19 protein-coding genes are annotated in these 24,072 nt (G+C 65.7%); 11 read left to right on the top strand and 8 right to left on the bottom strand.

Annotated features, from left to right (window positions below):
• Positions 1-5: 5 nt before the first annotated feature.
• From ACLD02_RS08745 to rfaH, 5 genes are all read right to left on the bottom strand, one after another.
• A complete protein-coding gene (locus tag ACLD02_RS08745) occupies positions 6-434 on the bottom strand; it encodes a low molecular weight protein-tyrosine-phosphatase (RefSeq protein WP_410298474.1) in 429 nt (142 codons plus the stop codon).
• Complete coding sequence (locus ACLD02_RS08740; RefSeq protein ID WP_410298473.1) at positions 434-1,564, bottom strand: polysaccharide export protein; 1,131 nt, start codon at positions 1,562-1,564, stop codon at positions 434-436. Before ACLD02_RS08740 ends, ACLD02_RS08745 begins: the two co-directional genes overlap by 1 nt.
• 23 nt (positions 1,565-1,587) lie before the next feature.
• Positions 1,588-3,105: a capsule assembly Wzi family protein gene (locus ACLD02_RS08735; protein WP_410298472.1), complete on the bottom strand. Its 1,518-nt coding sequence runs from the start codon at positions 3,103-3,105 to the stop codon at positions 1,588-1,590.
• Between the two features lie 95 nt (positions 3,106-3,200).
• On the bottom strand, positions 3,201-4,568 hold the full coding sequence (locus ACLD02_RS08730) for a UDP-glucose dehydrogenase family protein (RefSeq protein ID WP_203100876.1): 1,368 nt from the start codon (positions 4,566-4,568) through the stop codon (positions 3,201-3,203).
• A 140-nt stretch (positions 4,569-4,708) separates the two neighbouring features.
• Positions 4,709-5,224 carry a transcription/translation regulatory transformer protein RfaH gene (gene rfaH / locus ACLD02_RS08725; RefSeq protein WP_410298471.1) on the bottom strand — a complete coding sequence of 172 codons (516 nt, stop codon included), beginning with the start codon at positions 5,222-5,224 and terminating at the stop codon, positions 4,709-4,711.
• A gap of 881 nt (positions 5,225-6,105) precedes the next feature.
• Here rfaH and ACLD02_RS08720 point away from each other — a divergent pair.
• The 9 genes from ACLD02_RS08720 to ACLD02_RS08680 all read left to right on the top strand — a co-directional run bounded on the left by ACLD02_RS08720 (position 6,106) and on the right by ACLD02_RS08680 (position 16,694).
• The gene (locus ACLD02_RS08720) at positions 6,106-8,262 is read left to right on the top strand and encodes an alpha/beta hydrolase fold domain-containing protein (RefSeq protein WP_410298470.1); all 2,157 of its coding nucleotides are present in this window, start codon (positions 6,106-6,108) and stop codon (positions 8,260-8,262) included.
• A gap of 32 nt (positions 8,263-8,294) precedes the next feature.
• Positions 8,295-9,512, top strand: a complete 1,218-nt coding sequence (locus ACLD02_RS08715; RefSeq protein ID WP_203100870.1) for an ABC transporter substrate-binding protein — start codon at positions 8,295-8,297, stop codon at positions 9,510-9,512.
• On the top strand, positions 9,509-10,276 hold the full coding sequence (locus tag ACLD02_RS08710; RefSeq protein WP_203100867.1) for an ABC transporter ATP-binding protein: 768 nt from the start codon (positions 9,509-9,511) through the stop codon (positions 10,274-10,276). The genes ACLD02_RS08715 and ACLD02_RS08710 overlap by 4 nt, the downstream gene beginning before the upstream one ends.
• On the top strand, positions 10,273-10,986 hold the full coding sequence (locus tag ACLD02_RS08705; RefSeq protein WP_410298469.1) for an ABC transporter ATP-binding protein: 714 nt from the start codon (positions 10,273-10,275) through the stop codon (positions 10,984-10,986). The genes ACLD02_RS08710 and ACLD02_RS08705 overlap by 4 nt, the downstream gene beginning before the upstream one ends.
• Positions 10,987-11,012: 26 nt before the next feature.
• On the top strand, positions 11,013-11,894 hold the full coding sequence (locus ACLD02_RS08700; RefSeq protein WP_410298468.1) for a branched-chain amino acid ABC transporter permease: 882 nt from the start codon (positions 11,013-11,015) through the stop codon (positions 11,892-11,894).
• Entirely contained in the window at positions 11,891-12,886 is a 996-nt protein-coding gene (locus ACLD02_RS08695; protein WP_410298467.1) for a branched-chain amino acid ABC transporter permease, read from the top strand. The genes ACLD02_RS08700 and ACLD02_RS08695 overlap by 4 nt, the downstream gene beginning before the upstream one ends.
• A 37-nt stretch (positions 12,887-12,923) precedes the next feature.
• Positions 12,924-13,640, top strand: a complete 717-nt coding sequence (locus tag ACLD02_RS08690; RefSeq protein WP_203100859.1) for a TetR/AcrR family transcriptional regulator — start codon at positions 12,924-12,926, stop codon at positions 13,638-13,640.
• A 96-nt stretch (positions 13,641-13,736) separates the two neighbouring features.
• Positions 13,737-15,098: a GlyGly-CTERM sorting domain-containing protein gene (locus ACLD02_RS08685; protein ID WP_410298466.1), complete on the top strand. Its 1,362-nt coding sequence runs from the start codon at positions 13,737-13,739 to the stop codon at positions 15,096-15,098.
• 207 nt (positions 15,099-15,305) lie between these two features.
• Positions 15,306-16,694 carry a hypothetical protein gene (locus ACLD02_RS08680; protein WP_410298465.1) on the top strand — a complete coding sequence of 463 codons (1,389 nt, stop codon included), beginning with the start codon at positions 15,306-15,308 and terminating at the stop codon, positions 16,692-16,694.
• 131 nt (positions 16,695-16,825) lie between these two features.
• On the opposite strand, the gene ACLD02_RS08675 is transcribed toward ACLD02_RS08680, so the two are convergent.
• On the bottom strand, positions 16,826-17,443 hold the full coding sequence (locus ACLD02_RS08675; protein WP_410298464.1) for a hypothetical protein: 618 nt from the start codon (positions 17,441-17,443) through the stop codon (positions 16,826-16,828).
• A gap of 392 nt (positions 17,444-17,835) precedes the next feature.
• Between ACLD02_RS08675 and ACLD02_RS08670 the strand changes: the two genes are divergently transcribed.
• The gene (locus ACLD02_RS08670; protein WP_410298463.1) at positions 17,836-19,185 is read left to right on the top strand and encodes a GlyGly-CTERM sorting domain-containing protein; all 1,350 of its coding nucleotides are present in this window, start codon (positions 17,836-17,838) and stop codon (positions 19,183-19,185) included.
• Between the two features lie 17 nt (positions 19,186-19,202).
• Positions 19,203-21,185 carry a tetratricopeptide repeat protein gene (locus tag ACLD02_RS08665; protein ID WP_410298462.1) on the top strand — a complete coding sequence of 661 codons (1,983 nt, stop codon included), beginning with the start codon at positions 19,203-19,205 and terminating at the stop codon, positions 21,183-21,185.
• An 18-nt stretch (positions 21,186-21,203) separates the two neighbouring features.
• Here the strand turns inward: ACLD02_RS08665 and ACLD02_RS08660 are convergent, their stop codons facing one another.
• Both ACLD02_RS08660 and ACLD02_RS08655 read right to left on the bottom strand, forming a co-directional pair.
• Entirely contained in the window at positions 21,204-21,809 is a 606-nt protein-coding gene (locus ACLD02_RS08660; RefSeq protein ID WP_410298461.1) for a response regulator, read from the bottom strand.
• The gene (locus ACLD02_RS08655; RefSeq protein ID WP_410298460.1) at positions 21,799-24,033 is read right to left on the bottom strand and encodes a sensor histidine kinase; all 2,235 of its coding nucleotides are present in this window, start codon (positions 24,031-24,033) and stop codon (positions 21,799-21,801) included. The genes ACLD02_RS08660 and ACLD02_RS08655 overlap by 11 nt, the downstream gene beginning before the upstream one ends.
• Between the last annotated feature and the right edge of the window lie 39 nt (positions 24,034-24,072).

Raw genomic sequence — 24,072 nt, 5'->3', positions numbered from 1 at the left:
CATCATTATACTTTCCGCAGCCAGCCTTCCACGGCCTGGCTCATCATCGGATAAATCCGCTCGAACACTTCCCTGCCCCGTCGGTAGGGGTCGGGAATGTCCTGCCCGCCGTTCCAATGGCTGAGCAGGAAGGTTTTACCGCTGGCTTCCGGGAACCGCTGGATGATGCGGTCCCGTTGCCGGGCCTCCATCACCAGGATCAACTCCGCTTCGCGGCAGTGCAGGCTCTCCAGCTTACGCGCCTTGTGGGGTGGGCACGTCAGGCCGTTGGCCTGGGCTACCTCGCGGGCGGTGGCGTCCATGTCATGGCCTTCCAGGCCCACCAGGCCGGCGGATTCCACGGTTTTTTCCGGCCGGGCCGTCTGGAGCATGGCCGCCACGGTGGGGCTGCGGCAGATGTTGCCGTCGCAGACCACCAGGATTCTTTCAAACATTAGCGGTCCGGGTCCGAAAGCCGATCCTCCGCCAGGGCGCCATAGTAGATGGTTTGTACGGTCGGGAGGATGTTTTGGATCACCCGGTTCCAGCGGGCGACCGGTGCCGCCGTCACATAGACGATGTCCCGCTGCCGCAGCGGGAAATTGTCCGCCAGCACCAACGCGGTCGCGTTTTCGGCATTGAGCTGATAGACATCGATCAGATGCCCGCTGCCCTCCGGCGCCCGGCGCATCACGAAGATGCCGGAGGCGTCGGCGGTTTGCTTCATGAAGCCGCCGCTGGCGGAGAGCGCCTCGGCCAGGCTCAGGCCGGTGCGCGTCATGGGGATGGGCTGGGGTTCCATCACCTCGCCCAGCACGAACACCTTGTTGTCGTCGTTGCGGGCCACGTGCACCACGTCGCCGGGCTTGAGCAGCACGTTCTGGCTCTTGTCGCCGCTTTCGTAGATGGCGCGCAGGCTCAGGGTGTATTCCTTGCCGTCCCGGCTCAGGGTGACGTTGCTCCAGTTGGCCTGCTCACTGAGGCCGCCGGCGGCGTTCACCGCGTCCAGCAGGCGGGTGGGCACATTGGTCACCGGGAAGGCACCCGGCTGGGTAACCGCGCCGGTGACGTACAGGCGTTGGCTGCGGAAGGCGGCCACGGAGACATCCACCTGGGGGTTCTCGATGTATTCGGCGATGCGGTCGGCGATTACATCGCGGATCTCGGTGACGCGCATGCCGGCCACCTGGATCTTGCCCACATAGGGGTAAAAGATGGTGCCATCGTTGTGCACCCAGTTGCCGGCTTCCTGGGCGCTGCGCATGGAGCCGGCGGGGATCGTCAGCTCCGGATGGTCCCAGATGGTGATCTGCAGTACGTCGCCAGGGCCCACTTCGTAATCGTACTTGTCCGGCTCCTGCATCAGCGTGGGGTCCGGCGCCTGGCGGGACTGTTGCGCCGGGTTGGTGAGCACCGCGGTGCTGATCTGGTGCACTTCCACCACGTCGGGCAGGGCCGCCGCGTCGGCGCCTTCATCCTCGCTGAACCAGCCCGGGGAGTTGGAATAGTGCGGCCCCGGGGCGAAGGCGCAGCCGCTGAGGGCAATGAGCCCGGCGAGGGCAATGGGCAATCTGATTGTTTTCATAGATCGGGAACTGACTCTGTTGGTTACCAGGCGAAGGTGCGTTGCCACCGCGCCATGGCGGTCACTTGTTCTCGTTCACCGTCGAAGGTGTCGATGGTGTCGTCGGAGGCGGCCACGGACCAGCTCATGCGGCCACCCAGCAAACCGTGTTCCAGGCGCAGCTCGGTGACCACCACGTCCTGTTCGTCGCTGGCCTGCAGGATCTCGGCGCCGCCGTCGGCGATTTCCGCTCGCTTGCCGCCCTTGGCGTTGAGGGTGGCGGCGGTGACGGAGGCGGTCATCACCACCCCGTTGCGGAAAAACTGCTGGCCGCCCAGGGTCAGGGTGCGGGCGTCGCCTTCGTAGGTGGTGGCCAGGTTGCGGCCGTAATAGCGGAAGCCGCTTTTGTAGGTGCCGTGTTCATAGGCGGTGTTGTAGCGGGCGTCGCTGAAGGTGCGGCCGGCCACGGTGTCGCTGCCTTCCAGGAAGAAGCGCTGGCTGCCCTCCCCCAGGCCGGTGAGCACGTCCACGCCGAGTTGGGTGGAGAACTTGGACGGCAGGCCGCCGGCTTCGTCCTCGCCCATGGCCTGACCATACAGGCCGGTGGGCACGCCGAACACCGGAAAACTGGCGCGGAAGTCCAGGCCGGCCACCTGGTTGCTGGGGTCCTGGCCATCGGCGAAGCCGGAGGTCTGGCCATTGTCCTTACCGGCCAGGGCATCGCCAAAGGAGTCCCAGCTTTCCGGGCGGCCCTCGCCGCCCCACTGGAACAGCCGGGTCAGGCCGATCTGCAGGAAGCCCGCCGGGCGGAAGGTAAAGCGACCGCCCACCAGCTTGGTGTCGGGGACGGCGCGGTCCTGTTCCAACTGGCCAATGAAGCCTTGCAGATCCCAGGGGCCGATCCAGGACAGCCAGCGGGACTCCGACGCGTAGGGGGTTTGCCGGGCGAACCAGACGCCGCCCACCGGGCGGGCGTTGTTGGACCAGGCCAGGGAGCTTTGCCAGCCGGGGCCCCACCAGCGGTCGATGGCGCCGGCGCCGAGCTGCCAGTTGCCGAAGCGACCGGCCACGTAGCTGCCGTCCAGGCGGGCTTCCCGGTCTTCGCGGTCGTTGTCCACGTATTGGGCGCGCACGCGGGCGGCGAAGCGCCGCCCGGTGACGGTCACCGCCGCCGAGGCCTCGGCCTCGCCACGGGGCTGCTCGCCGTAGTGGCGGAACAGGGGCTCGTCGTTGGCGCCGCCCAGGCTCACCGTGGCGGTGCGGCCCTGGTTTTTGGCGCGGTCCAGCCGGGCGCGCAGCCAGGCGGCGTGGTCGCTGGCCTGGCAGGCTTCGCTGGCGCCGTTGAGGCCACGGGCCACGGCGGACCAGTTCACCGGCCAGGTGAGCGTGAGCCCTTCGAAGCAGCCCAGGGCGGAGAGCGCCTCGATGTGGTGGCGGGCGCGCAGGTCGCCGGTTTCCACCCAGGGGGCGGCGGTGGCCTTGGCTGCCAGTGACAGAACGGCGGCCAGGCTCAACAGGGTGACCAGGGCCAGGTGCTTCAGTGTCTTGGGGGGTGTAGGCACTGCGCTGTCTGTTCCTTTTTTGCGTTTTGTGCGTTCGCGGCCGGGGACGGCGGCGTGTTCAATTTAGCGGTTCGGGTACTGCAAAACGACGCATTTTACACGCCGGTTACCGAATTGCGACACAGTGCCGCGCCCGGGCGCTCGCCACGGCCGATGGCGTAATAGAGCAGACCGGCCTCGCGGGCCGCCTTGGGCTCGTACAGGTTGCGCCCGTCCACCAGTATCGGCGTGATAAGCAATTTCTTGATGGTGGCGAAATCCGCCACCCGGAATTCCTTCCATTCGGTGCAGATCACCAGGGCGTCGGCGCCGTCGAGGGCATCATGGCGGTGCGCCACGATCTCCAGGTCGTCGCGGTCGCCATAAAGGCGGCGGCATTCGCGGCCGGCTTCCGGGTCGTAGGCGCGTACCTTACCACCGGCGGCCCATACCGCTTCCATGAGCACCCGGCTGGGGGCTTCGCGCATGTCGTCGGTGTTGGGCTTGAAGGCCAGGCCCCATACGGCCACTGTGCGACCGGCCAGGTCGCCGTCGAAAGCGGCGGCCAGCTTGTCGTAGAGGGTCGTTTTCTGGCGCTGGTTGACGGCGTCCACGGCGGCCAGGATGTGGGCGTCGTAGCCCACGTCCCGGGCGGTGCGGGCCAGGGCCTGTACATCCTTGGGGAAGCAGGAGCCGCCGTAGCCACAGCCCGGATAGATAAAGTGGTAACCGATGCGCGGGTCGGAGCCGATGCCCAGGCGCACGTGTTCGATGTCGGCGTCGAGCCGTTCGGCCAGGTTGGCCATTTCGTTCATGAAGCTGATCTTGGTGGCCAGCATGGCGTTGGCGGCGTATTTGGTGAGCTCCGCGGAGCGCGGGTCCATGAAGATCAGCTTGTCGTGATTCCAGTTATAGGGGCCGTAGCATTCGCGCATCAGTTCGCGGACCCGGGGTGAGTCGGTGCCCACCACGATGCGCGCGCCCCGGGTGAAGTCCTCGATGGCGGCGCCTTCCTTGAGGAATTCCGGGTTGGAGCAGACGTCGAATTCGGTGTCCCGGCCCCGTTGCTCAAGCTCGGCGGCGATGGTCGCGCGCACCTTGTCCACGGTACCCACGGGCACGGTGGACTTGTTGATCACCAGTTTGTAGCCGTCCAGGTGACGGCCGATGGTGGCGGCCACGGTAAGCACATAGCGCAGATCCGCGGAGCCGTCCTCGTCCGGAGGCGTGCCCACGGCGATGAACTGCAGGCCACCGAAAGCGACGCCGGCTTCGGCATCGGTGGTGAAGTTCAGGCGGCCTTCGCGGAGGTTGCGGGCCACCATGGGCGCCAGGCCGGGCTCATGGATGGGCACCTGGCCCTGCTTGAGGGCTTCCACCTTGGCCGGGTCCACGTCCACACAGAGTACGTCGTGGCCGGCGTCCGCCAGGCAGGTTCCGGTCACCAGGCCCACGTAGCCGGTGCCGAATACGGTAATGCGCATTCCTTTCGTTCCCCAATATGACTCTGGCGCGAGAGCATAGCAGCCCCCCGCCGTTCGGGCACGCTACCGCCACGGGGTTTGCCGTCTGTTCCCCGAGAACGGTGATCCATCCGTGGGCGCGGCAGCGGCCGCGCCGGTTGTCAGACGTGCGCCGCCAGGGGCCGCACGTCCTTGAGGGCCAGGTTGAGCCGGTGCTGCTTGTGCAGCATGTCCAGCAGAACGATGGCTCTCTCTTCGCCTTTGTAACCGTGGAAGGTGGCTTCCAGATTGGCGAAGGGGCCGCGCTCGATGCGCAACCGGTCGCCGGGACGGATCGCCGGCTCGGCGTCGCTGCCCTGCTCCCGGGCCCGGCTGTTTTGCATTAATGCATCCACCACCTTGCCGGGCACCCGCGCCGGCCGCTCGCCGAACGCCACCAGCTTGTTGACGCCGCGCGTGGAGCGCACGGTGTGCCAGCTGGGGCCGTATTCCTCGAAGCGGATGAACAGATAACCGGGAAACAGGGGTTCGGTGCGGTGGGTGCGGCGGCCGGCGTGGAGTTTTTCCACCCGGAGCCGGGGCTGGAAGCAGGTGAAGCCTTGGTTTTCCAGGTTTTCCTGGGCGCGGAAATTCTGGTTGGCGCGGCACTGCACCACGTACCAGGCTGAGTCATTCATACCCTACTTCCATAGTTGGGTGGCTGCCCGGGTGTCTCACCAGGCGGTTCCTTTATGCCGTTCACGAGCCATGCCGGAAACGATGGCAGGACGCCATCTTGGCGATGATTCATGACCGTGAAGTGACCGTGAAAGAATAACGCGAACGGTTCGCGAATTCTCCCGTATACACGTTCAAATGTGTAAACATTGTTTTACGGCCCCCCGTAAAAGATGCCTCGATGCTAGTGCACTTTGTTTATGTGATCAATATCACATATGGGTACTATCCGATGCTAACACCATGATAACCGTCGGGCCGCTAAGTGCATGAAAACACAGACGTTGACCTTTTGGCAGCCCCCATTCAGGGGAGGCGCAAGTCGGCTTAAACTCTTATTTTAATCTAATGCTTTTTTCTCTATTCGGCGGTTTTAAAGGCGGGCTTTTCGCCGTTTCGGGGTGGTTTTTGCCGATTGGCGCGGGGAGCGGATTCTGGACCGGTAACCCGGGTTGGCATGAGCTGAGAACAAGCCCTAGGGAGAACGCCCGATAACAGGCTAAAAAAACCCCGAGTCCCATAATGTGGAACAAATTCGCCCTCGCTCTCATTCCTTTTTCTTAAAAAGGGGACAGAAAACAATGAAAATTGCGAATGGCGTCACACTGCCAGGGCTGCAATAGTGCAAATCCGCTAAGCCACCGAATCACACCCTTGGGGGGAACTCGGGTTGTGACTTCGGATTCCCAGCGCCGGTCCCCACCGGCGCTTTTTTTTGTGTGACTATCCGGTCGCACAAATTCTATTGACACTTTCAGACCGTTGGATCAACACTTTCCGAGGCACGTACGAACATTCGTTCGTAGCGAATTGATAAGGACAACAACAAGGGAGACGCACCATGCACGTCCTGATCGTGGGTGCCGGCATCGCCGGTTTGACCGCCGCCATCGCCCTGCGCCACAAGGGCATCGACGCGACCATCATCGAGCAGGCACCCCGCCTCACCGAGATTGGCGCGGGTATTCAGATTGCCGCCAATGGCTCGGTGGTGCTGCGGGAACTGGGGCTTGAGAAGGCCGTGGCGGACATCTCGGTGGTGCCGGGGTCGTTCGATATGCGTGATATCGGTAACGGCAAGCTGCTTTGGGTGGCCCCTCTGGGTGACGCGGGTACACGTCGCTGGGGCGCGCCGCTGTACAACGTCCATCGCGCCGATCTCATCGAGATACTGGCCAACGCCCTGCCCGCTGAACGGCTTCGCCTGGGCAGCCGCTGCGCCGGGTTCGAGCAAGACGAAGGCGGCGTCACCGTGCGGTTGGAAGATGGCGAGACCCTGCGTGGCGATGTGTTGATCGGCGCCGACGGCATTCATTCCGTGATCCGCCAGCAGTTGTTTGGCGACGACGACGTCCAGTTTTCCAACATCCTGATGTGGCGGGCACTGATTCCCGCCGAGAAGCTGGAAGGCATTGATCTGCCGGAGCGGGGTAACTACTGGTTCGGCCCCGGGCGCACTCTGATCACTTACTGGATCCGGCCCGGCAAGCTTTACAGCATTCTGGCTTCGGTGCCGTCCGGAGAGGTGCACCGGGAATCCTGGACGGAAAGCGGCGACATCGATGAGTTGCGGGCTTCGTTCTCGGACCTGGAACCGCGCGCCCAAGCGATGATGGACCAGATCGACAGCGCCTTTATCACTGGCATGTTCTACCGCGACCCGATTGATCGCTGGACCGAGGGGCGGGTAAGCCTGATGGGGGATGCCGCCCATCCGATGGTGCCGTTCCTGGCGCAGGGCGCCTGCCAGGGCATGGAGGATGCCTGGGTGCTGGCCACCATGCTGGAGCGCCATCGTGATGATCCGCTCGCCGGGCTGCGGGAATACGAGCAGCGGCGCCGCCCGCGTACCACCCGGGTTCAGTCCGGCGCGCGGGCGATGGTGAAGATGGTGCATGAGTCCGACCCGGAACGGATCAAGGCCCGGAACGGACGCTGGAAAGGCATGCAGCACATTGATCCGATGGCGGAAGCGACCTGGTCGTTCGTGTGGGAGTACAACGTGCTCGAGGAGGTCGAGCGCCCGGCCGGCGAGGTGTTGGGATTGTCCGCCACCCGTGAAGCCAAGCGCATGGCACGGGCGGAGAGCCAGCGCGCCTTCGATCTTTGGAAAGGGGCATTTACCGCGGAGGATGTGGCGCGCGGCCATGACGGCATGCGCGAGGGTTACGACCGCTTCCTGACCACTCATTTCCCGGTGCCGGAAAGCACCCGGGTGGAAGAGGCTGAGCTGGGCGGCGTACCGGCATTCCGGGTGCGCGACGCGAACACGGCGGCAAGCGAAGAAGGTCCCGTGGTGCTGCACTTCCACGGCGGCGGCTACATGCTCGGCTCGGCCCGGAGCTCCCTGGAATACGCGGGACGGCTGGCCCAGGCGGTGGGCGGTGAATGCCTGACGGTGGACTACCGGCTGGCACCGGAGGCGCCCTACCCGGCCGCGCTGGACGACGCCATGGATGCCTACCGCGGGTTGGTCCGCGCCGGGGTGGCGCCGTCACGGTTGATCGTGAGCGGCGAATCCTCCGGTGGCGGCCTGGCGCTGGCCCTGGCGCTGGCGTTGAAGATGGCTGGCGATCCGCTGCCGGCGGGGATCGTGGCGATCTGCCCGTTCACCGACCTGACGCTGTCCGGCCCGAGCATCAAGGAATTCGCTGGTGAGGACCCGGCCGCCAACCGCGACACCCTGGCTTTGATGGCGGCGTCCTATTTTCAGGCCCATGAGCCACGCGACCCTCTGGTATCACCATTGTTCGGGGATTTGCGCGACCTGCCGCCACTGTTCCTGTCGGCGGTGGAAGGAGAATCCCTGTACAGCGACAGCACACGGCTGCTGGACCGGGCGCGGGAAGCCGGCATGGAGGTAACCATGCTGCCGGTACGGGACTCCGTGCATGTGTACCCACTATTCCCGTTCCTGCCGGAGACGGAAACCACCCTGAAAGCCATTGGCGACTGGGCCGCCAAAGTGGTCGGCGCCCCGGTGCGCGCCGTCGGCTAACACCATCATCACAACAATAACGAGGAAGCATCATGCGCAATTCAATTCTTCATGGTCTTTTGGGGCTGGTCCTGCTGTCTAGCGGCGCCAGCGCGGCCGAAATTTCCGATGGCACGGTGAAGATCGGCGTTCTGTCGGATATGTCCGGGATCTTCTCCGATCTCAGTGGCGAAGGCGCGGTCACGGCGGCCCGTATGGCCGTGGATGACTTCGTCGCCGCCCATGAGCCGGACTTCAAGGTGGAGCTGGTAACCGCCGATCATCAGAACAAAACCGACGTGGCCGCCAGCCGCGCGCGAGAATGGTATGACACCCAGGGCGTGGACATGATCACCGATGTGATCAATTCGGCGGTGGCCCTGGCAGTGTCCGAGGTGACGCGGGACAAGAACCGGGTGCTTATGGTCACCGGCTCCGGCTCGACGGCGATCAATAATGAGCAGTGCTCACCCAACACCGTGTTCTACGCCTGGGACACCTACTCCCTGGCCAACAGCCTGGGGCGCACCCTCACCGACCAGGGTTACAAGACCTGGTACTTCGTGACGGTGGACTACGCCCTGGGCAAGGCCATCGAATACGACGCCACCAAGGCGGTGGAGGGTGCCGGGGGTAAGGTGCTGGGCTCGCTTCACCATCCGATGGGCGCCTCGGACTTCGCGTCCTTCATGCTGCAGGCACAAAGCTCCGGTGCCCAGGTGATCGGCATCGCCAACGCCGGCGCCGACCTGCACAATGCGATCCGCGTGGCCAATGAGTTCGGCATCAACCAGCAGCAGAAGATCGTTGGCCTGTCGGCGAGCATGACCGACGTGCACGCCCTGGGGCTGGCCACCACCCAGGGCATGTTGTTGGTGGAGGGCTTCTATTGGGACCAGGATGAGCCGTCGAGAGCCTGGAGCGCCCGTTTCCAGGAGAAGACCGGCAACAAGCCCAACATGCTCAATGCCGCCACCTACTCGGCGATTACCCAGTACCTGACCAGCGTGCAGACCCTTGGCAGCGATAATGCCGAAGCAGTGCTCGCCGATCTGCATGGCCGGGAGATCAACGATATGTTCGCGCGTAACGGACGAGTGCGCGCCGACGGGCAGATGATCCACGATGTGTATCTGTACCAGGTGAAAACGCCAGCTCAATCCAGCGGCCCCTGGGATTACTACCGCCGGCTGGAAACCATCCCCGCCGAACGGGCCTACCAGCCATTGTCCGAGTCCCGCTGCTCGCTGGTCACCGGGGGCGGGGCATGAGCGCCCCGGTTCTGGAGACCCGGGGATTACGCAAAAGCTTCAAGGGCTTCACCGCGGTGGACGGCGTGGACCTGGCGGTGCAATCCGGGCACATCCATGCACTGATCGGCCCCAACGGGGCCGGCAAGACCACCCTGTTCAACCTTTTGACGCGCTTTATCGAACCCAGTGCCGGGGAAATCCACTTCAACGGCGAGCCGGTATCCAACCTGCCCGCCAAGGCGGTGGCCCGGCGCGGCATGGTGCGCTCGTTTCAGATTTCGGCGGTGTTTGGCGGGCTCAGCGTGCTCGACAACGTGCGGCTGGCTCTGCAACGCAAGCTGGGGGTTTCGTTTCATTTCTGGCGTAGCGCGCGGGTGCTCGACCGGCTCAATGAGGAAGCGTTGACCCTGCTCGACCAGGTGGGCCTGGCGACGCTGGCTGACGAAGCCGCCGGCGCCCTGCCCTATGGGCGCAAACGCGCCCTGGAACTGGCCACCACTCTGGCCATGGACCCGGTGCTGATGCTGCTCGACGAACCCACCCAGGGCATGGGCTACGAGGACGTGGAGCGTGTCACCTCGCTGATCAAGACGGTATCCGCAGGCCGTACCGTGCTGATGGTGGAGCACAACATGAAAGTGGTGGCGAGCATCGCCGATACCCTGACGGTATTGCAGCGCGGTCGGGTGATCGCCAGCGGCGATTACCACCAGGTGTCCCGCAACGAGGAGGTCACCCGTGCCTATCTGGGCGGCGGACGGCAAGGGGGCGCGGCGGCATGAGCGGCACACCGGCTTTGGTATTGGACAATGTGCGCGCCTGGTACGGCGAGTCCCTGGTGTTGCAAGGCGTGGACTTCCAGGTGCTGCCCGGCGAGGCGGTAACCCTGCTGGGACGCAACGGCGCCGGGCGCACCACGACTTTGCGCGCCATTCTCGGGCTCACCGGCCGCCGCCAGGGTTCGATCCGGGTGTTCGGCGAGGAAACCCTGGACCAACCCACCTACCGCATCGCACGACACGGGATCGGCTATTGCCCGGAAGAACGCGGCATCTTCGCCAGCCTGTCCTGCGAGGAAAACCTGAAACTGCCGCCGCTGTTCGACAACGGCTCGCCCGGGTTGTCTCTGGACGAAATTTACCAGCTTTTCCCCAACCTGGCGGAGCGGCGACACAGCCCCGGCACGGCACTGTCCGGCGGCGAGCAACAGATGCTGGCGCTGGCACGCATCCTGCGCACCGGGGCAAAGCTGTTATTGCTCGATGAAATCTCCGAAGGGCTGGCACCGGTGATCGTGGACACCTTGGGTGAGGCGATCCGGGCACTGCGTTCGCGTGGCTACACCATTCTTCTGGTGGAACAGAACTTTCATTTCGCCGCCGCGCTGTGCGACCGGCTTCTGTTCATGGAGCACGGGCGCATCATCGAGACATTGACGCCGGTGCAACTCAAGGACCAGGCGGACCGGGTCTCCCGTCTGCTCAGTGTCTGACCCGATAACGATAACAAGGTAACGCTATGGACCTGTTCGGCGTGCCCATCACGGCGTTGATGGCGCAACTGATGATCGGCCTGGTGAATGGCTGCTTCTATGCCGTGCTTAGCCTGGGGCTGGCGGTAATCTTCGGCATGTTGCACGTGATCAATTTCACTCATGGTGCCATGTTCATGCTCGGTGCCCTGCTGAGTTGGGCCGGGCTACACTATCTCAACATCAATTACTGGGTGATGCTGGTTATGGCGCCGTTGATCGTCGGCGCGTTCGGTATCCTGCTGGAGCGGTTGTTTCTGCGCCGCGTGTACCACCTGGATTATCTCTACGGTCTGCTGCTTACCCTCGGGCTGACGCTGATCATCGAAGGAGCGGTACGGTCCGCTTATGGGGTATCCGGGCGCCCCTACGGCCCGCCGCCCATCGCCGGCGTCACCAACCTCGGCTTCCTGATGCTGCCCAATTATCGGTTGTGGGTGATTGTCGCTTCCCTGCTGGTGTGTGGCGCTACCTGGTTCATGATTGAACGGACCCGGCTTGGCGCCTACCTGCGCGCCGCCACTGAGAACGCCAGCCTGGTGGAGGCGTTCGGCGTCAACGTACCAATGATGGTGAGCCTGACATTCGGCTTCGGGGTGGCGTTGGCCGCTTTCGCCGGCGTGCTCGCGGCGCCGGTAATGCAGGTTTCCGCGCTGACCGGCCAAACCCTGATCGTAATCGTATTCGCGGTGGTGGTGATCGGCGGCATGGGCTCGATTCTCGGCACCGTGGTTACCGGCATCGGCCTGGGGCTGGTGGAGGCGTTGACCAAGGTGTACTACCCGGAGGCTTCCTCGATGGTGATGTTCCTGGTCATGGTGCTGGTGCTCATGGTGCGCCCGAACGGATTATTTGGAGGTGGCGAATGAGCGCTTTCCCTTCCCTGCGCACTTGCGGTTACGCGATGTTGTTGTTCGCCTTGGTGGTGGCGCCGTGGGCTGGCCTGTACCCGGTGCTGGGCACAAAGCTACTGTGCTATGCGCTGTTTGCCTGTGCCTTCCATCTACTGCTTGGCTACACCGGTCTGGCCTCCCTGGGCCACGCGGCTTTTCTTGGGGTGGGCGGTTACGTGGCTGGCTACGGGGTCAAGATGTGGCAGCTTTCCCCGGAGCTGGCCTTGCTCGCCGGCCTGGGCAGCGGCGCGCTGTTGGGCATGGTGATGGGCTTCATATCAATCCGTCGCTCGGGTATCTACTTCACCATGATCACCCTGGCGTTGGCGCAGATGGTCTACTTTTTGTGCGTGCAGTTACCACAGACCGGGGGCGAGGACGGGCTGCAGGGCATTGATCGGGGCCGGCTGTTCGGACTGCTTGACCTGCACGACGATCTGACCATGTACTACACGGTGCTGGTCATCTCGGTGGCCGCCTTCTTGTTTATCGCCCGCGTGGTGTACTCGCCATTCGGGCAGGCCCTGCAGGCGATCAAGGACAATGAACCCCGGGCGGTGTCGCTGGGTTACCATCCGAACCATTACAAACTGATCGTGTTTACCCTGTCCGCCGCGCTGACCGGCCTGGCCGGCGCGCTCAAGGCGATCAGCCTGGGTTTCGTGACGCTTTCCGACGTGCATTGGATGACCTCCGGCCACGCATTGCTGATGACCCTGGTGGGCGGGCTGGGCACCCTTTCCGGCCCCGTGGTGGGCGCCCTGGCACTGGTTACCCTGGAAAACAAGATGGGTGCCCTGGGAGCGGGTTTGGCCAGCCTGACCGGCTTCGCCTGGTTCTCCACCCTGGGAGAATCGGTGATGATGATCATGGGGATCGTGTTCGTGCTGTGTGTGCTGACCTTCCGGCGCGGCATCATGGGGGAACTGCTATCGCTTTCCCGCCATCGTCCGCGAAAAACAGCCTAGCGTGGATTTTTACCACGAATTCACCAAGAATGGCGCCATGACACGAACCACGACACGACGCTCGCGCAACGGCGCGCGGCTGCCCGAGGACAGCGGCACCCCGCATTACCTGGGCGAGAACATCGAGAAGGATCTTGAAGAGGTCTCCCGGCGCGCGGGCGGCGGCACCATGCAAAGCCGTATTCTGGTGGCCGCCATCGCCCTGTTCGCGGAGCGGGGCTACGAGAATCTCAACATGCGCACACTGGCCAGTTGGGTCGGTCTCAAGGCGCCCACGCTCTATAACTATTACCCCTCCAAGGAAGCGCTCCTGGTCGGAGCCATCGATCTGGGGATGGACGATTTTTTCTCCTATATTCTCGATGGGATTGAGGCGGTGCCCCGGGGATCACGCCTTTTCACGGTGATCGACCGCCATGCGCGCTATAAGATGCGCCACCGGCTCATCGCCCGCGCCAACGACCGCCTGATCGACCCTCAGTTCGCGCGCATGTTCCTTCCCGACGACGCCGCCCGCCATTTTAGCGAGCGCATGGCGGGCTACCGCCATCAGGTGCAGGATCTGGTACGCGACTACGTACCCGATGACGGTCCCGTCAGCCCCAAGGTGGTGACCCTGGCCGTGCTCAGCCAGTGCGACCGCATGGCGTACTGGTATAACCCCCATGGGGAGATGAGTGAGGATCAGGCGCTCGCCCAGGTAACCGTTTTGATCCGGCGCATGCTGGGGTCCCCGGAAGCGTGCGCCGGTTAACCGCGCGATCGGCGGATTCACGGTAACGTCTTGTCCTCGCGCGGGGGCAAGGATCGCGGCTCCCGCAACGATATATGTTTGTTTCGGGGAACTCTCATGTCCTTGCCTTACTTCCGGCGCGCGCCTCTGGCCGCGGCGGTCTCCTTGGTGTTGGCGGCACCGGCCGGCGCCGCCACCGACGATACCCTCACCCTGCGCGCTCTGAGCGGCAGTGTTACCTTCACCGGCTTCGACCTGGCCGCCACGCCGGACGGCTTCGTGGCGGTGTGGGCCGAGCACGACGACAGCGCCCAGGATCGGTTGATGGCCCGCCGCTACGACGACGAAGGCCAGCCGCTGGACGATGCCTTCCTGGTCCATGAACAGGCCAGCTCGCGCAGCATGGGCCGCCCTTCCGTGGCCGCCGACCAGAGCGGCAATCTGGTGGTGGGCTGGGAGAGCAGCAGTACCTCGCAGTTCCCCGAGGAATGCGGCGGTGGCCTGCATTTCACCCGGGTAAGCGCGGGCGACGCCGTGGCGGAGCCAGCGGTGCCTTACCAGAATTACGTCATGGGGGCCTGCGCCCTGGACGTGGCCATGGACGATGACGGCGACTTCCTGGTGACCTGGACCAGCGTCATGAACGGCCAGCCCATGGAACAACTGGGCCTGCGCCCCTACATGGCGGACGGCACCCCGATCAGCGACCAGGTCTACCGCTACGCCTCCACCAATGGGGTACGGCTGGGCCATGCCAGCCTGCAGGGCGAAGGCGCCGTGGCCATCGCCTTCCTCGGCGGCGAGCGGGCCCAGTTGTTGCGCAACTCATCCATCAACCTGAGCAGCGACCAGTACAGCAATGTGGCCCTGGACAACGACACCGACTTCGGCGACGGCGTGATCCAATCCGGCGCCATCATTGCCCGGGACCGGGAGGGCGGCTTTGTGGGCGCCTGGCGCCAGCATGCTCCGGACGCCGAGGCGGGCGAGGCTTATTCCCTGCGCGCCCAGCGCTGGGCCGCCGACGGCAGCGCCGGTGACGCTCTGCTGCTGGCCGCCGAGGCGGAGGAAGGTTTCAGCAAGCCCGGCGTGGCCACCAACGCGGCCGGCCAGATGGTGGCGGTGTGGAGCTACCAGCCCGCCGGCCAGGCACCCGAGGCCGGGGCCATCGCCTTCGACGCCAACGGCCAGCGCCTGGGTGAATTGGACTGGGAGTTCGCCGACCTGGCCGCTCTGGGCACCGACGGCGCGCCCCGCGTCGCCCTCAATGGCACCGCCGCCCTGGTGGCCTGGTACGGCGCCGACGGGCAGACCCTGGAAGCCCGTTCGCTGAATGTGTCCGACGCCCAAGGTGGTGGCGGTGACGACGGCGGCTCCGATGACGGCGGCTCCGGCGGTGGCGGCGGTGGCGGCACCACCGGCCTGCTCAGCCTGCTCGGCCTGGGCCTGCTCGCCCTACGCCGCCGCGTTCGACGGTAACCCCCTCCCGGCCCGGCGCTCGCCGGGCCATCGCGACTGAAGCCGCTTCTACCGCGATCTACTGTTGTAGGAGCGGCCGGGCGGCGTTCCGCTTCAGTTGCGATCTCATCAAGGCGCCCCAAAACCGTGCACCGGTTAACCGCCACCTGTGCAATTTATTGCCACCATCCCCCGCTCATAACAACACTGATCCTGAGGGGGATTCTCATGTCACTGCCCGTGTTTTCACGCACGCCGCTGGCCCTGGCGGTGGGCGCCGCCGTTTTGTCCACGCCCGCAGGCGCCGCTTCCTTGCTCGACGACGCCTCGCCGATGGTGGAGCTGTACGCCCCGACCGAGGCCATCAGCATTAACGGCTTCGACGTGGCCGGCCTGCCCGACGGCCTGTTCGCGCTGGTCTGGTCCGAGTACGACAGCGACACGAGCCTTTACCACGTGCGGCTTGCTCGCTTTGACGCCGACGGCAACGCCGAGGGCGACGTCCTGGAACTCTTGTCCGGTTCTCCGTCCTCTAGCGGCGGTCCAAACAACCCGGTGGTGGCCGCCGACAACGACGGCGACCTTGTCGTGGCCTGGGATTTCAACGATGGCGGCTGCGGCACTCTGGGCTACACTCGCGTCGACGCCGACGACACCATCGCAAGTCCACAGTCCCTGTCCCATGATGCCGGCTCCGGAAGTGACTGCCAGGTTCGGGTCACAATGGACGACGATGGTCGCTACGCATTCGGCTGGCGCCATGAATCAGCCGCCAACTCTCCGGCGTACGTGGTCCAGACGTTCAATGCCGACGGCTCCACCATCGCCCCGTCCTTCGAGGTGGCGCCAGCGCTCGCCATCTTTCCAGGGTTAGCTCTCGCCTTGCGGGACGACACCCTGGCTGTGGCCTGGACCGCGGATGTCGGGCCGGACTACCCGGTAATGGCACGCCGTTACAATCAGAACGGCACCGCCCTGGGCAACGCGAATTTCCGCCTGGATAACGGCGCCCCGGACCACGCCGTGATTCAAACCTCACCGGTACTTGTTCAGGACCCCGCCGGCGGATTCCTGGGCATGTGGCACCAGACGCGAGCCCTCAACGATGAGCTCGTGGACAGCCAGCACGGCCAGCGCTGGGCCGCCGACGGTACCGCCCGCGCGGAGCTCGTGTTCAGCGATGACAATATAGGCGGCGATGGTATGGAAACCCTGGGAGGCAACGCGGTTGCCCCTTCACTGGCCACCAATGAGCAAGGCTTGATCCTCGCGGGCTGGAGCGCACGTCTCGACCACGCCGATGGATTCAGCCGGGTCACGGCTTTCCAGAACGGTCAACGCCTGGGCGATGACGCCGTTACCGTCGGGTCCTATACCCAGGGGGATTATTTTTACTCGCCGAACACGGAGGTGGTGCTTAGCGGCCGCACCGCCACCGCCGTATGGTACGAACAGAACGCCGATCTGGAGTACAGCATCCGGGCACGCTCGCTGACGCTGCCGGAGGCGGCTTCGAATCCGGCAGCGGGCGGTGGCGGTGGTGGTGGCGGCGGGGCTAACTTCCTCGGGATGTTTGGCCTGATGTTGCTGATGGCGGGGCGGCGGACCCGCCGGTAGCATCGTCGCGGCCCGGAACCGTACACGAGCCAGTGGCGGCAGCAGCGATATCACCACCGCCCTGCCGCCCCTGCTTACCGCCGGATTCTTGCCCCCGGCGTCGGCGCCCACCAATGGCAACCGCCGGGGCGTCAACCTTCCGCCGAATGAGCCCGTAACGCCGTCTGAATTTCCATGATGTTCCAGGCCTGCTCCGCCAACACCGGATCTCCTGCCCGCAATCTCAGGAATTCCGCAGCTGCATTGATGGCTTTACTGACCCCGGTAAGATCGAGCATCGTTTTCACCGCCGCTTGATCGGCCTTCACTAATTTTCCGTTCTGTTCCATCCATGCCAGAACATCATGGGCATGCCATAGGGGCACGGAATCAAAGACTCTCGGCGCCGGAAAGCGTGAACGAGAGCGGCGCAACTCCCCCGACGCATACTTGCGCATTGCTTGTCGCGTGATGGCAATGCGATTGTCTGATAACCACTCGGCGATGCCTGACAGGTTGAGCAGATCAGGGCCGACGGATTGTGGATGCGCCCCCGGGATCGCGGTTTGTACATCCCGCACGGCGGAATGAACGACCGTCATGGCTTGCTCACCTTCGCGGCTGAAATCCAACGATAAATAGCCGGGCCGAGCCAAGCCCACGATCGCATCGTCGCATCCCGCTTCGAAGAGAGCATCCAGCCATTGTTCGGAATCCGGCTGCTCCAATGGCAACTCGAAATGCACCTGAAACTCATACATCGTCATCATCTGCTCCTGACCGCCTGTACAGACAACCATCCACGGCCCTGCGTAAAGCCCGGGCATGCGCTTCCGGATTAGCCGGCGTCGACCAAATACTGACACGCCATCCATGCTGCTCCGCGTAACGAACAGAAAGCTCCAATACACGCTTGGGGTGCTTTTTCCGGCTCACATCGCCTCCTTGCAAAGGATCGCTCTCTCCCCTTTTGTTGTCAATTGACAACAATTCCAGGATATACCTTTTCATCCTACTCGCCGTTCACGGACGACAAAGCATGGCTTGCGGTATCCGCAGGATGTCCTGTAACAATGCACCCGACATTTGTCGGGTACTGCCGGCGCGGGGGCGGTTCTAGAGTAAGCGTGTTTTTGCAACCTTACTCCGGGGGTGAATTTCCGTGTCTTACTTGAATTTCCAGCGCACGCCGCTGGCCGTGGCGGTGTGCTCCGCCGTTTTGTGCGCGCCGGTGGGCGCCGCTTCGCTGCTCGACGACGCCGCTCCAACGGTGGATTTGTACGCCGCGCCGGAGGGCTACCAGATCGAGGACTTCGAGGTGGCGGCCCTGCCAGGCGGTCGCTTCGCGGTGCTGTGGTACGAGGCCGATGACGAAGACCACGAGATCATCAAACTGGGGCGCTTTGAGGCCGACGGCGACCTGCTCGGCGATGTGATGTCGTTGGACGCGGGCAACGCCTCCTCCATCGACGTGCGCGACCCGGCTCTGGCCGCCGACGACGACGGCGATCTGGTGGCGGCCTGGTCCCTCGCGCTGAACGACGACTGTATTGCTGTGTCCTATTCGCGGATCGCCGGGGACGGCTCGCTGACCGACGAGCAGAATTACGTGAACGCCGGCAGTGGCGACCAATGCCTGCCCGCCGTCACCATGGACGCGGACGGTCGCTTCCTGCTGGCCTGGCACCACGAAGACGCGGCGCCGGAATACCGGGCGCTGGCGTTCAACGCGGACGGCACGGCGATGGGCGACTTCTTCACTCTTGGCGAGGCGCAGAACGGAGCCCCGGCCCTGGCGCTGCAAGGCGACACCCTGATGGCGGCCTGGTCCGCGTATGTTTCGTCGGCCGGCGGCGATGTGGTTCTGGGGCGCCGATTCAATCTCAACGGTACCGCTTTGGAGGCCGAGCCGTTCCGCCTGGATGATGGTAGCGAAGCGGGCCTCAGCCTGGACCAGAGGCAGCCGGCCCTGGCCGCCGATGAGGACGGCGGCTTCCTGGCGATGTGGTCCCAGGAGGTGTGGCCGGACCATGTCAAAACCCTGACCATGCAGGGCCGGCACTGGGCCGCCGACGGCACCGCCGGCGAGACGCTGGCGGTGCCAACCGGCGGCCTGGATACCGGCGGGCCGTCCCTGGCCTCCGACGGCGACGGCCTGGTGGTGGTGGGCTGGAGCCAGGCCCTGCCCAACGAAAACGGCGGCGAAAGCCGGGTGATGGCGTTCCGCGATGGCGCGCCCCTGGGCGACGGCGCGGCGGTGGTGGCGACCTCCACCATTCCGGAAGCGGTGGATCATTCCCTGAACACCGAGGTGGTGCTCGGCGATGGCACCGCCACGGTGGTGTGGTTCGCCCAGGAGGATGGTGGCCCTTCCACGCTGCGGGCACGCACCCTGAGCGTGGAAGACGCGCCCGGGGATGGCGGCGGCGGTGGTGGTGGCGGCGGTGGTTCCACCGGTTTGCTTACGCTGCTCGCTCTGGTGTTGTTCGGGAGGCGGCGGAATCGCGGATGACGGTATAGTGGCCGCCCATGAACGAAAACCCGGAACACATTCTCAAACGCGCCCTGGACCACGCCGGCGCGGGCCGGCTTGAGGAGGCCCTGGCGTTGCTGGCGCCGCTGGCCGCGCGCTACCCCAAGGTGCCGGCGGCGGTGATCAACCACGGGGAGATTCTGCGCCGGCTGGGCCGCTTCGACGAGGCGGTGACGGTGCTGGAAAACGCGGTGGCGCGGCTGCCGGATCTGCCCGTGGCGCGCTTCAACCTGGCCCTGGCCCTGCGCGGCGCTGGCCGCCTGGAGGATGCTCTGGCGGTGTACCGCGAGGCGCTGCGCCGCCAGCCGGACCATGGCGACGGCTGGTATAACCAGGCCAACGCCCTGCTCGACAGCGGCCGCGAAGAGGACGCCGTGGCCAGTTACCGGCGCGCGCTTCAGCACCTGCCGCCAGCACGCCAACCCCGCACCCTCAACAACCTGGCCAGCGCCCTGATTCTGCTGCTGCGCCCCGGCGAGGCGGAGGCACCGCTGCGCGACGCCCTGGCGCTGAACCCGGACTACCCGGATGCTCATCTCAACCTGGCCGTGGCCCTGGAACGCCAGGGCCGCGTGGACGAGGCCGCCACGGCCTACCGGCGCGTGGCCGGATTGCGCCCGGCGCACTGGTGGCACGCCCTGCACGCGGACCTGCTGCGCCCGGAGGTGTTCGACGACAACGCCGCCATCGACGCCTGGCGGGACGATTACGCCGCCACCCTGGGGCGCTGGCGGGAACGGCCCGGCCAGCTGGACCCGGCCCTGCTGCACCTGAGCGGCGCCGAGCCGCCACCCACCCTGATGTACCAGGGCCGCGCCGACCGCGCCCTGAAAACCGCCCACGCCGACCTACTGGCGCCGCGCCTGCCGGCCTTCGAGCCGCCGGCGCCGCGCTCCGGCGGCGAGCGCCGACGCATCGGCTTCGTGGTCAACCATGGGCACGAGGGTATTTTTATCCGCAGCGTGCGGGAGGTGCTGCCGCGCCTGGACCGGCAACGCTTCGAGATCGTGGTGGCGGTGACCCGCCCCGCCCTCCACCGGACCCGGGCGGCGCTGGGCGACGATGGCCTCCACTGGCTGGCGCTCAGCCCGCGGGTGGATGAGGCCGCCGGGCAACTGCGCGCGGCGCGGCTGGATCTGCTTTACCACTGGGAGGTGGGCTCGGACTCGTTCAACTACTTCCTGCCCTGGTTCCGGCCGGCGCCCCTGCAATACACCAGTTGGGCCTGGCCGCTGACCAGCGCCATCCCGGGCATGGATTTCTTTTTGTCCTCGGACCTGGCGGAGCCGGACAACGCCCAGGACCTGTACCGGGAAACCCTGCTCACCATGCCCGGCAATATGTTCACCTGGGCCGAGCCGCCGATGCCGCCGGAGCGGCCCATGACGCGGGCCGACTTCGGCCTGGCGGACGGCGGGCGTCTGTATCTGTGCGCGCAGAACCCGCGCAAGATCCACCCGGATTTCGACCCGCTGGCGGCGGCCATCCTGGAACGTGACCGGCGCGGACGGGTGCTGCTGATCGGCAGCCTGGAAGGCGCCGAGAGCGCGCCCCTGCGCCGGCGCCTGCAACGACGCCTGGGCGCTCTGGCGGAGCGCATCATCCTGCTGCCACGGCAGAGCCGGGAGCGCTACCTGGGCTTGCTGGACGTGGTGGACGTGGCCCTGGACCCGCCCCACTACAGCGGCGCCAACACCAGCTTCGACGCCCTGGGCATGGCATTGCCACTGATCACCCTGCCCTCGCCACTGCTGCGCGGCGCCTTCACCGGCGGCCTGTACCGGCGCATGGGCCTGACCGGCCTGATCGCCCGGGACCCGGAGCACTATGTGGAGCTGGCGGTGAGCATCGCCGGCGACCCGGAGCTGCGCCAGTACTGGCGTGACGCCCTGCGCGAACACAACGGCGCGATCTTCCATGATGAGCGCGCCATCGGCGAGCTGCAGGACGCCTGGGAGATCATGCTTGGCGACGTCTGACGCCACGACGCCGCGGGATCAGTCGAGGATGAAGCCGAGGCGGCGGGCCTTGAGGACGACCTGGGTGCGGTTGTCGCATTCGAACAGGGCGAGCAGGTCGGAGACATACTCGCGCACGGTGGCCGGGGCGATATCGAGCCGGGTGGCGATTTCCTTGTTCGGCAGGCCCAGAGCAAGCAGCTCCAGGGTGGCGGACTGGCGGGGCGAAAGGGTCACCGGGCGGTCCGCCTCACGGGCGCCGAGCACCACCAGTTCACCGTCGAGGATGGCGTGCAGGGCCTGGATCATGACCGCCTTGGGGAGCGCCTTGCCGATGAAGCCGTCGGCACCGGCGGCCAGCATGCCCTGCACGCTGGCCTGATGATCCACCGTGGAGATCACCACCACCGGCAGCGCCGGATGGTCACCCTTGATCGCCTTGAGGCCGTCCAGGCCCCGGGTGCCCGGGATCTGCATGTCCAGCAGCAGCAGATCCAGATCAGGATGGGCCGCCAGGGCGGCGCGGGCGGCGGCGTAATCGCCGGCCTCGATGATGCGGGCACCTGGAGCCGCCTCTTCCACTAGCCGTCTCAGCCCATCGCGGAACAGCTCGTGATCCTCGGTGATCAGTATGCTAACCGTCATCGGCTGCTCCCATGGCCGGCTCACCCGCGGACGGCGGAGGGTCGGCGCGACGCAACGCCGCGTTAAGCAGCGCTCGTAACCGCGACGGCGGTGCCGTGGCGTCCAGCAGCAGCCAGCCCGGCGGCACACCGCCCTCGGGCTCTCCCAGGCATACCGCCAGCGGGTCGCCGGGCAGGGACACACTGCCATCCAGGCAAGCCGGCTCGCACAGCACCAGGGCCGCTGGCGCGCCCTCGGCCAGCGCCGTCCGGGCGCACGTCAGGGAGAGCGCCGTGGTGACCCGGCAGCCCCACCGCTCCATGCGCGCGGCGAGTGCATCCCGGGCCGGGCCCGGCACCATCACCAGCAGCACGCGAGGCGCGCCATGGTCCGGCCCCGGCTCCCGGGCCGGCGGCGCGGAAGCCGGCGCCAACGCCACCGCGAAGCAACTGCCCCGGCCCGGCGCCGAGACCAGGCTCAGCGGATGATCCAGCAACTCGGCAAGATGCTTGACGATGGACAGGCCGATGCCGGCGCCCTTTTCCCCGCCGCCCTGGTCGGAACGCTGATAGATGTCGAACACCCGCTCGCGGGCATCGCCACCGATGCCACGCCCGCTGTCCCATACCTGGATCACCACCCGCCCCCGCCGTTGGCGGACGCCCACCAGCACACCGCCGGTGTCGGTGTATTTAATGGCGTTGCCGATCAGGTTGCGCAGCATCCGCTCCAACAACTCAGGATCACTTTGCACGGTGACGGCGCGGGCACGCAGGCGCAGCCGCAGGCCCTTGTCCTCGGCCAATGGCCGGTACTCGTCGGCCAGCCGCCGCAACAGCGGGGCCAGCGGCATCGCCCGGGACACCGGCCGGATCGCTCCGGCCTCCAGCTTGCCCAGATCCATGATCGACTGGAATGAGCCGCTCATGCGCCGGTGGGCGGCCTTCAGCCGCAGGAATATGCCGCGCCCCTCGGCATCGCGCACATAGGGCCGCAGGTGCCCCAGAAACAGCCCCATGGCATGCAACGGCTGGCTCAGATCGTGGCTGCTCTGGGCAATGAAGCGGGATTTGGACCGGCTCAGGAATTCCGCGCGCAGCTTCTCCTCGCGCAGCGCCCGCACCCGCAGGATCAACGCCATCGCGTGCAGAAACATGTGCAGGATTTGAATGTAGAGCACGCTCACCATCTTGTAGGACTCGGTGATCACCCGAGCCGGCGCCGACGATCCCTGGATCACCACGGCCACCTGCAGCAGCGACAGCACCAGCGGGAACCAGCCCAGCAGGTAGATCACGTAATAGCGCCCCTCGGCACGCACCCGGGCGATGCCGGAACCGAGGATCACCACCGCCAAAATCACGTAGTTAAAGACATACAAGGACACCCGCGCCTCGAACGGCACCGTCAACGCCAGCGCCCCCACCACCAAGGTGAGCAGCCCAGCGCCCAGAAAGGCCCGGTACCAGCCGCCCCCGCGCGCCACGCGCAGAAAGCTGGCGGCGAATGCCAGCTGCGACAGCAGCGCCGAGGAAACCAGCAGCCAGAACAGTCCGCCCTTGTGATAGTCCGAGCGCCACAGCAACGCCGGCAGGCTGCTGTGCTCCAGGTAATAGGCCAGCATCAGCAACGACGACAGCGCGCCCCAGAAAAACGCACGCTCACCGGTAAGCGCGCCGCACACCACCGCCAACGCCGCCAGACCGACAATCACCCCCACCGCCACCAGGAAGGCGATGTTCAAGCCGGTACTCCAGCTCTGATACTCCGGCGCGCTCATCACCGCGACATAGGGATGCCAGGTGGGATGCGTCGCGCTCAGCTCCACCACCAGGGACCGGGCCTGCCCCGGCGCCAGGGTCAGCTCCACCGCCCGCCCCAGCACATTGATGTGAGCATCGCCGCCCGGCCCGGTACGCTCGAACCCAAGCCGCCGGCGCCCGCCGTCCTCGTCCAGCAGCAACACCCCGGGCTGACGAAAGCCGAAGTTGCTCACGTGCAGCACCCAGTCGCGCTGCTCGGAACGGTTCACCACACGGGTGTAGAGCCAGTAGCGAGGATGCTGACGGAAATCCGGCGCCAGCCCGAATGCGCGCCCCACCGGCGGGCTGGCCGGAGCGTCCGCCAGCGCCACCCCGGGCGGCGCCGCCACGAAACCGGAGGAATGCTCCAACGACGCCAGCGGGTAGCGGGCATCCTGACTCCACAGCTCCAGGGAAGGCACCGCGGCGCTCGCCGCGCCCATCAGCAGGCCATAACAAAGGCACCCGACAAGAACCGGGAG

The sequence above is a fragment of the Alloalcanivorax sp. C16-2 genome, from assembly GCF_046507615.1.
GTDB classification, from domain to species: Bacteria; Pseudomonadota; Gammaproteobacteria; order Pseudomonadales; family Alcanivoracaceae; genus Alloalcanivorax; species Alloalcanivorax marinus_A.
The sequence above is the reverse complement of the archived record's forward strand: the minus strand, read 5'-3'. Positions and strand labels throughout refer to the sequence as shown.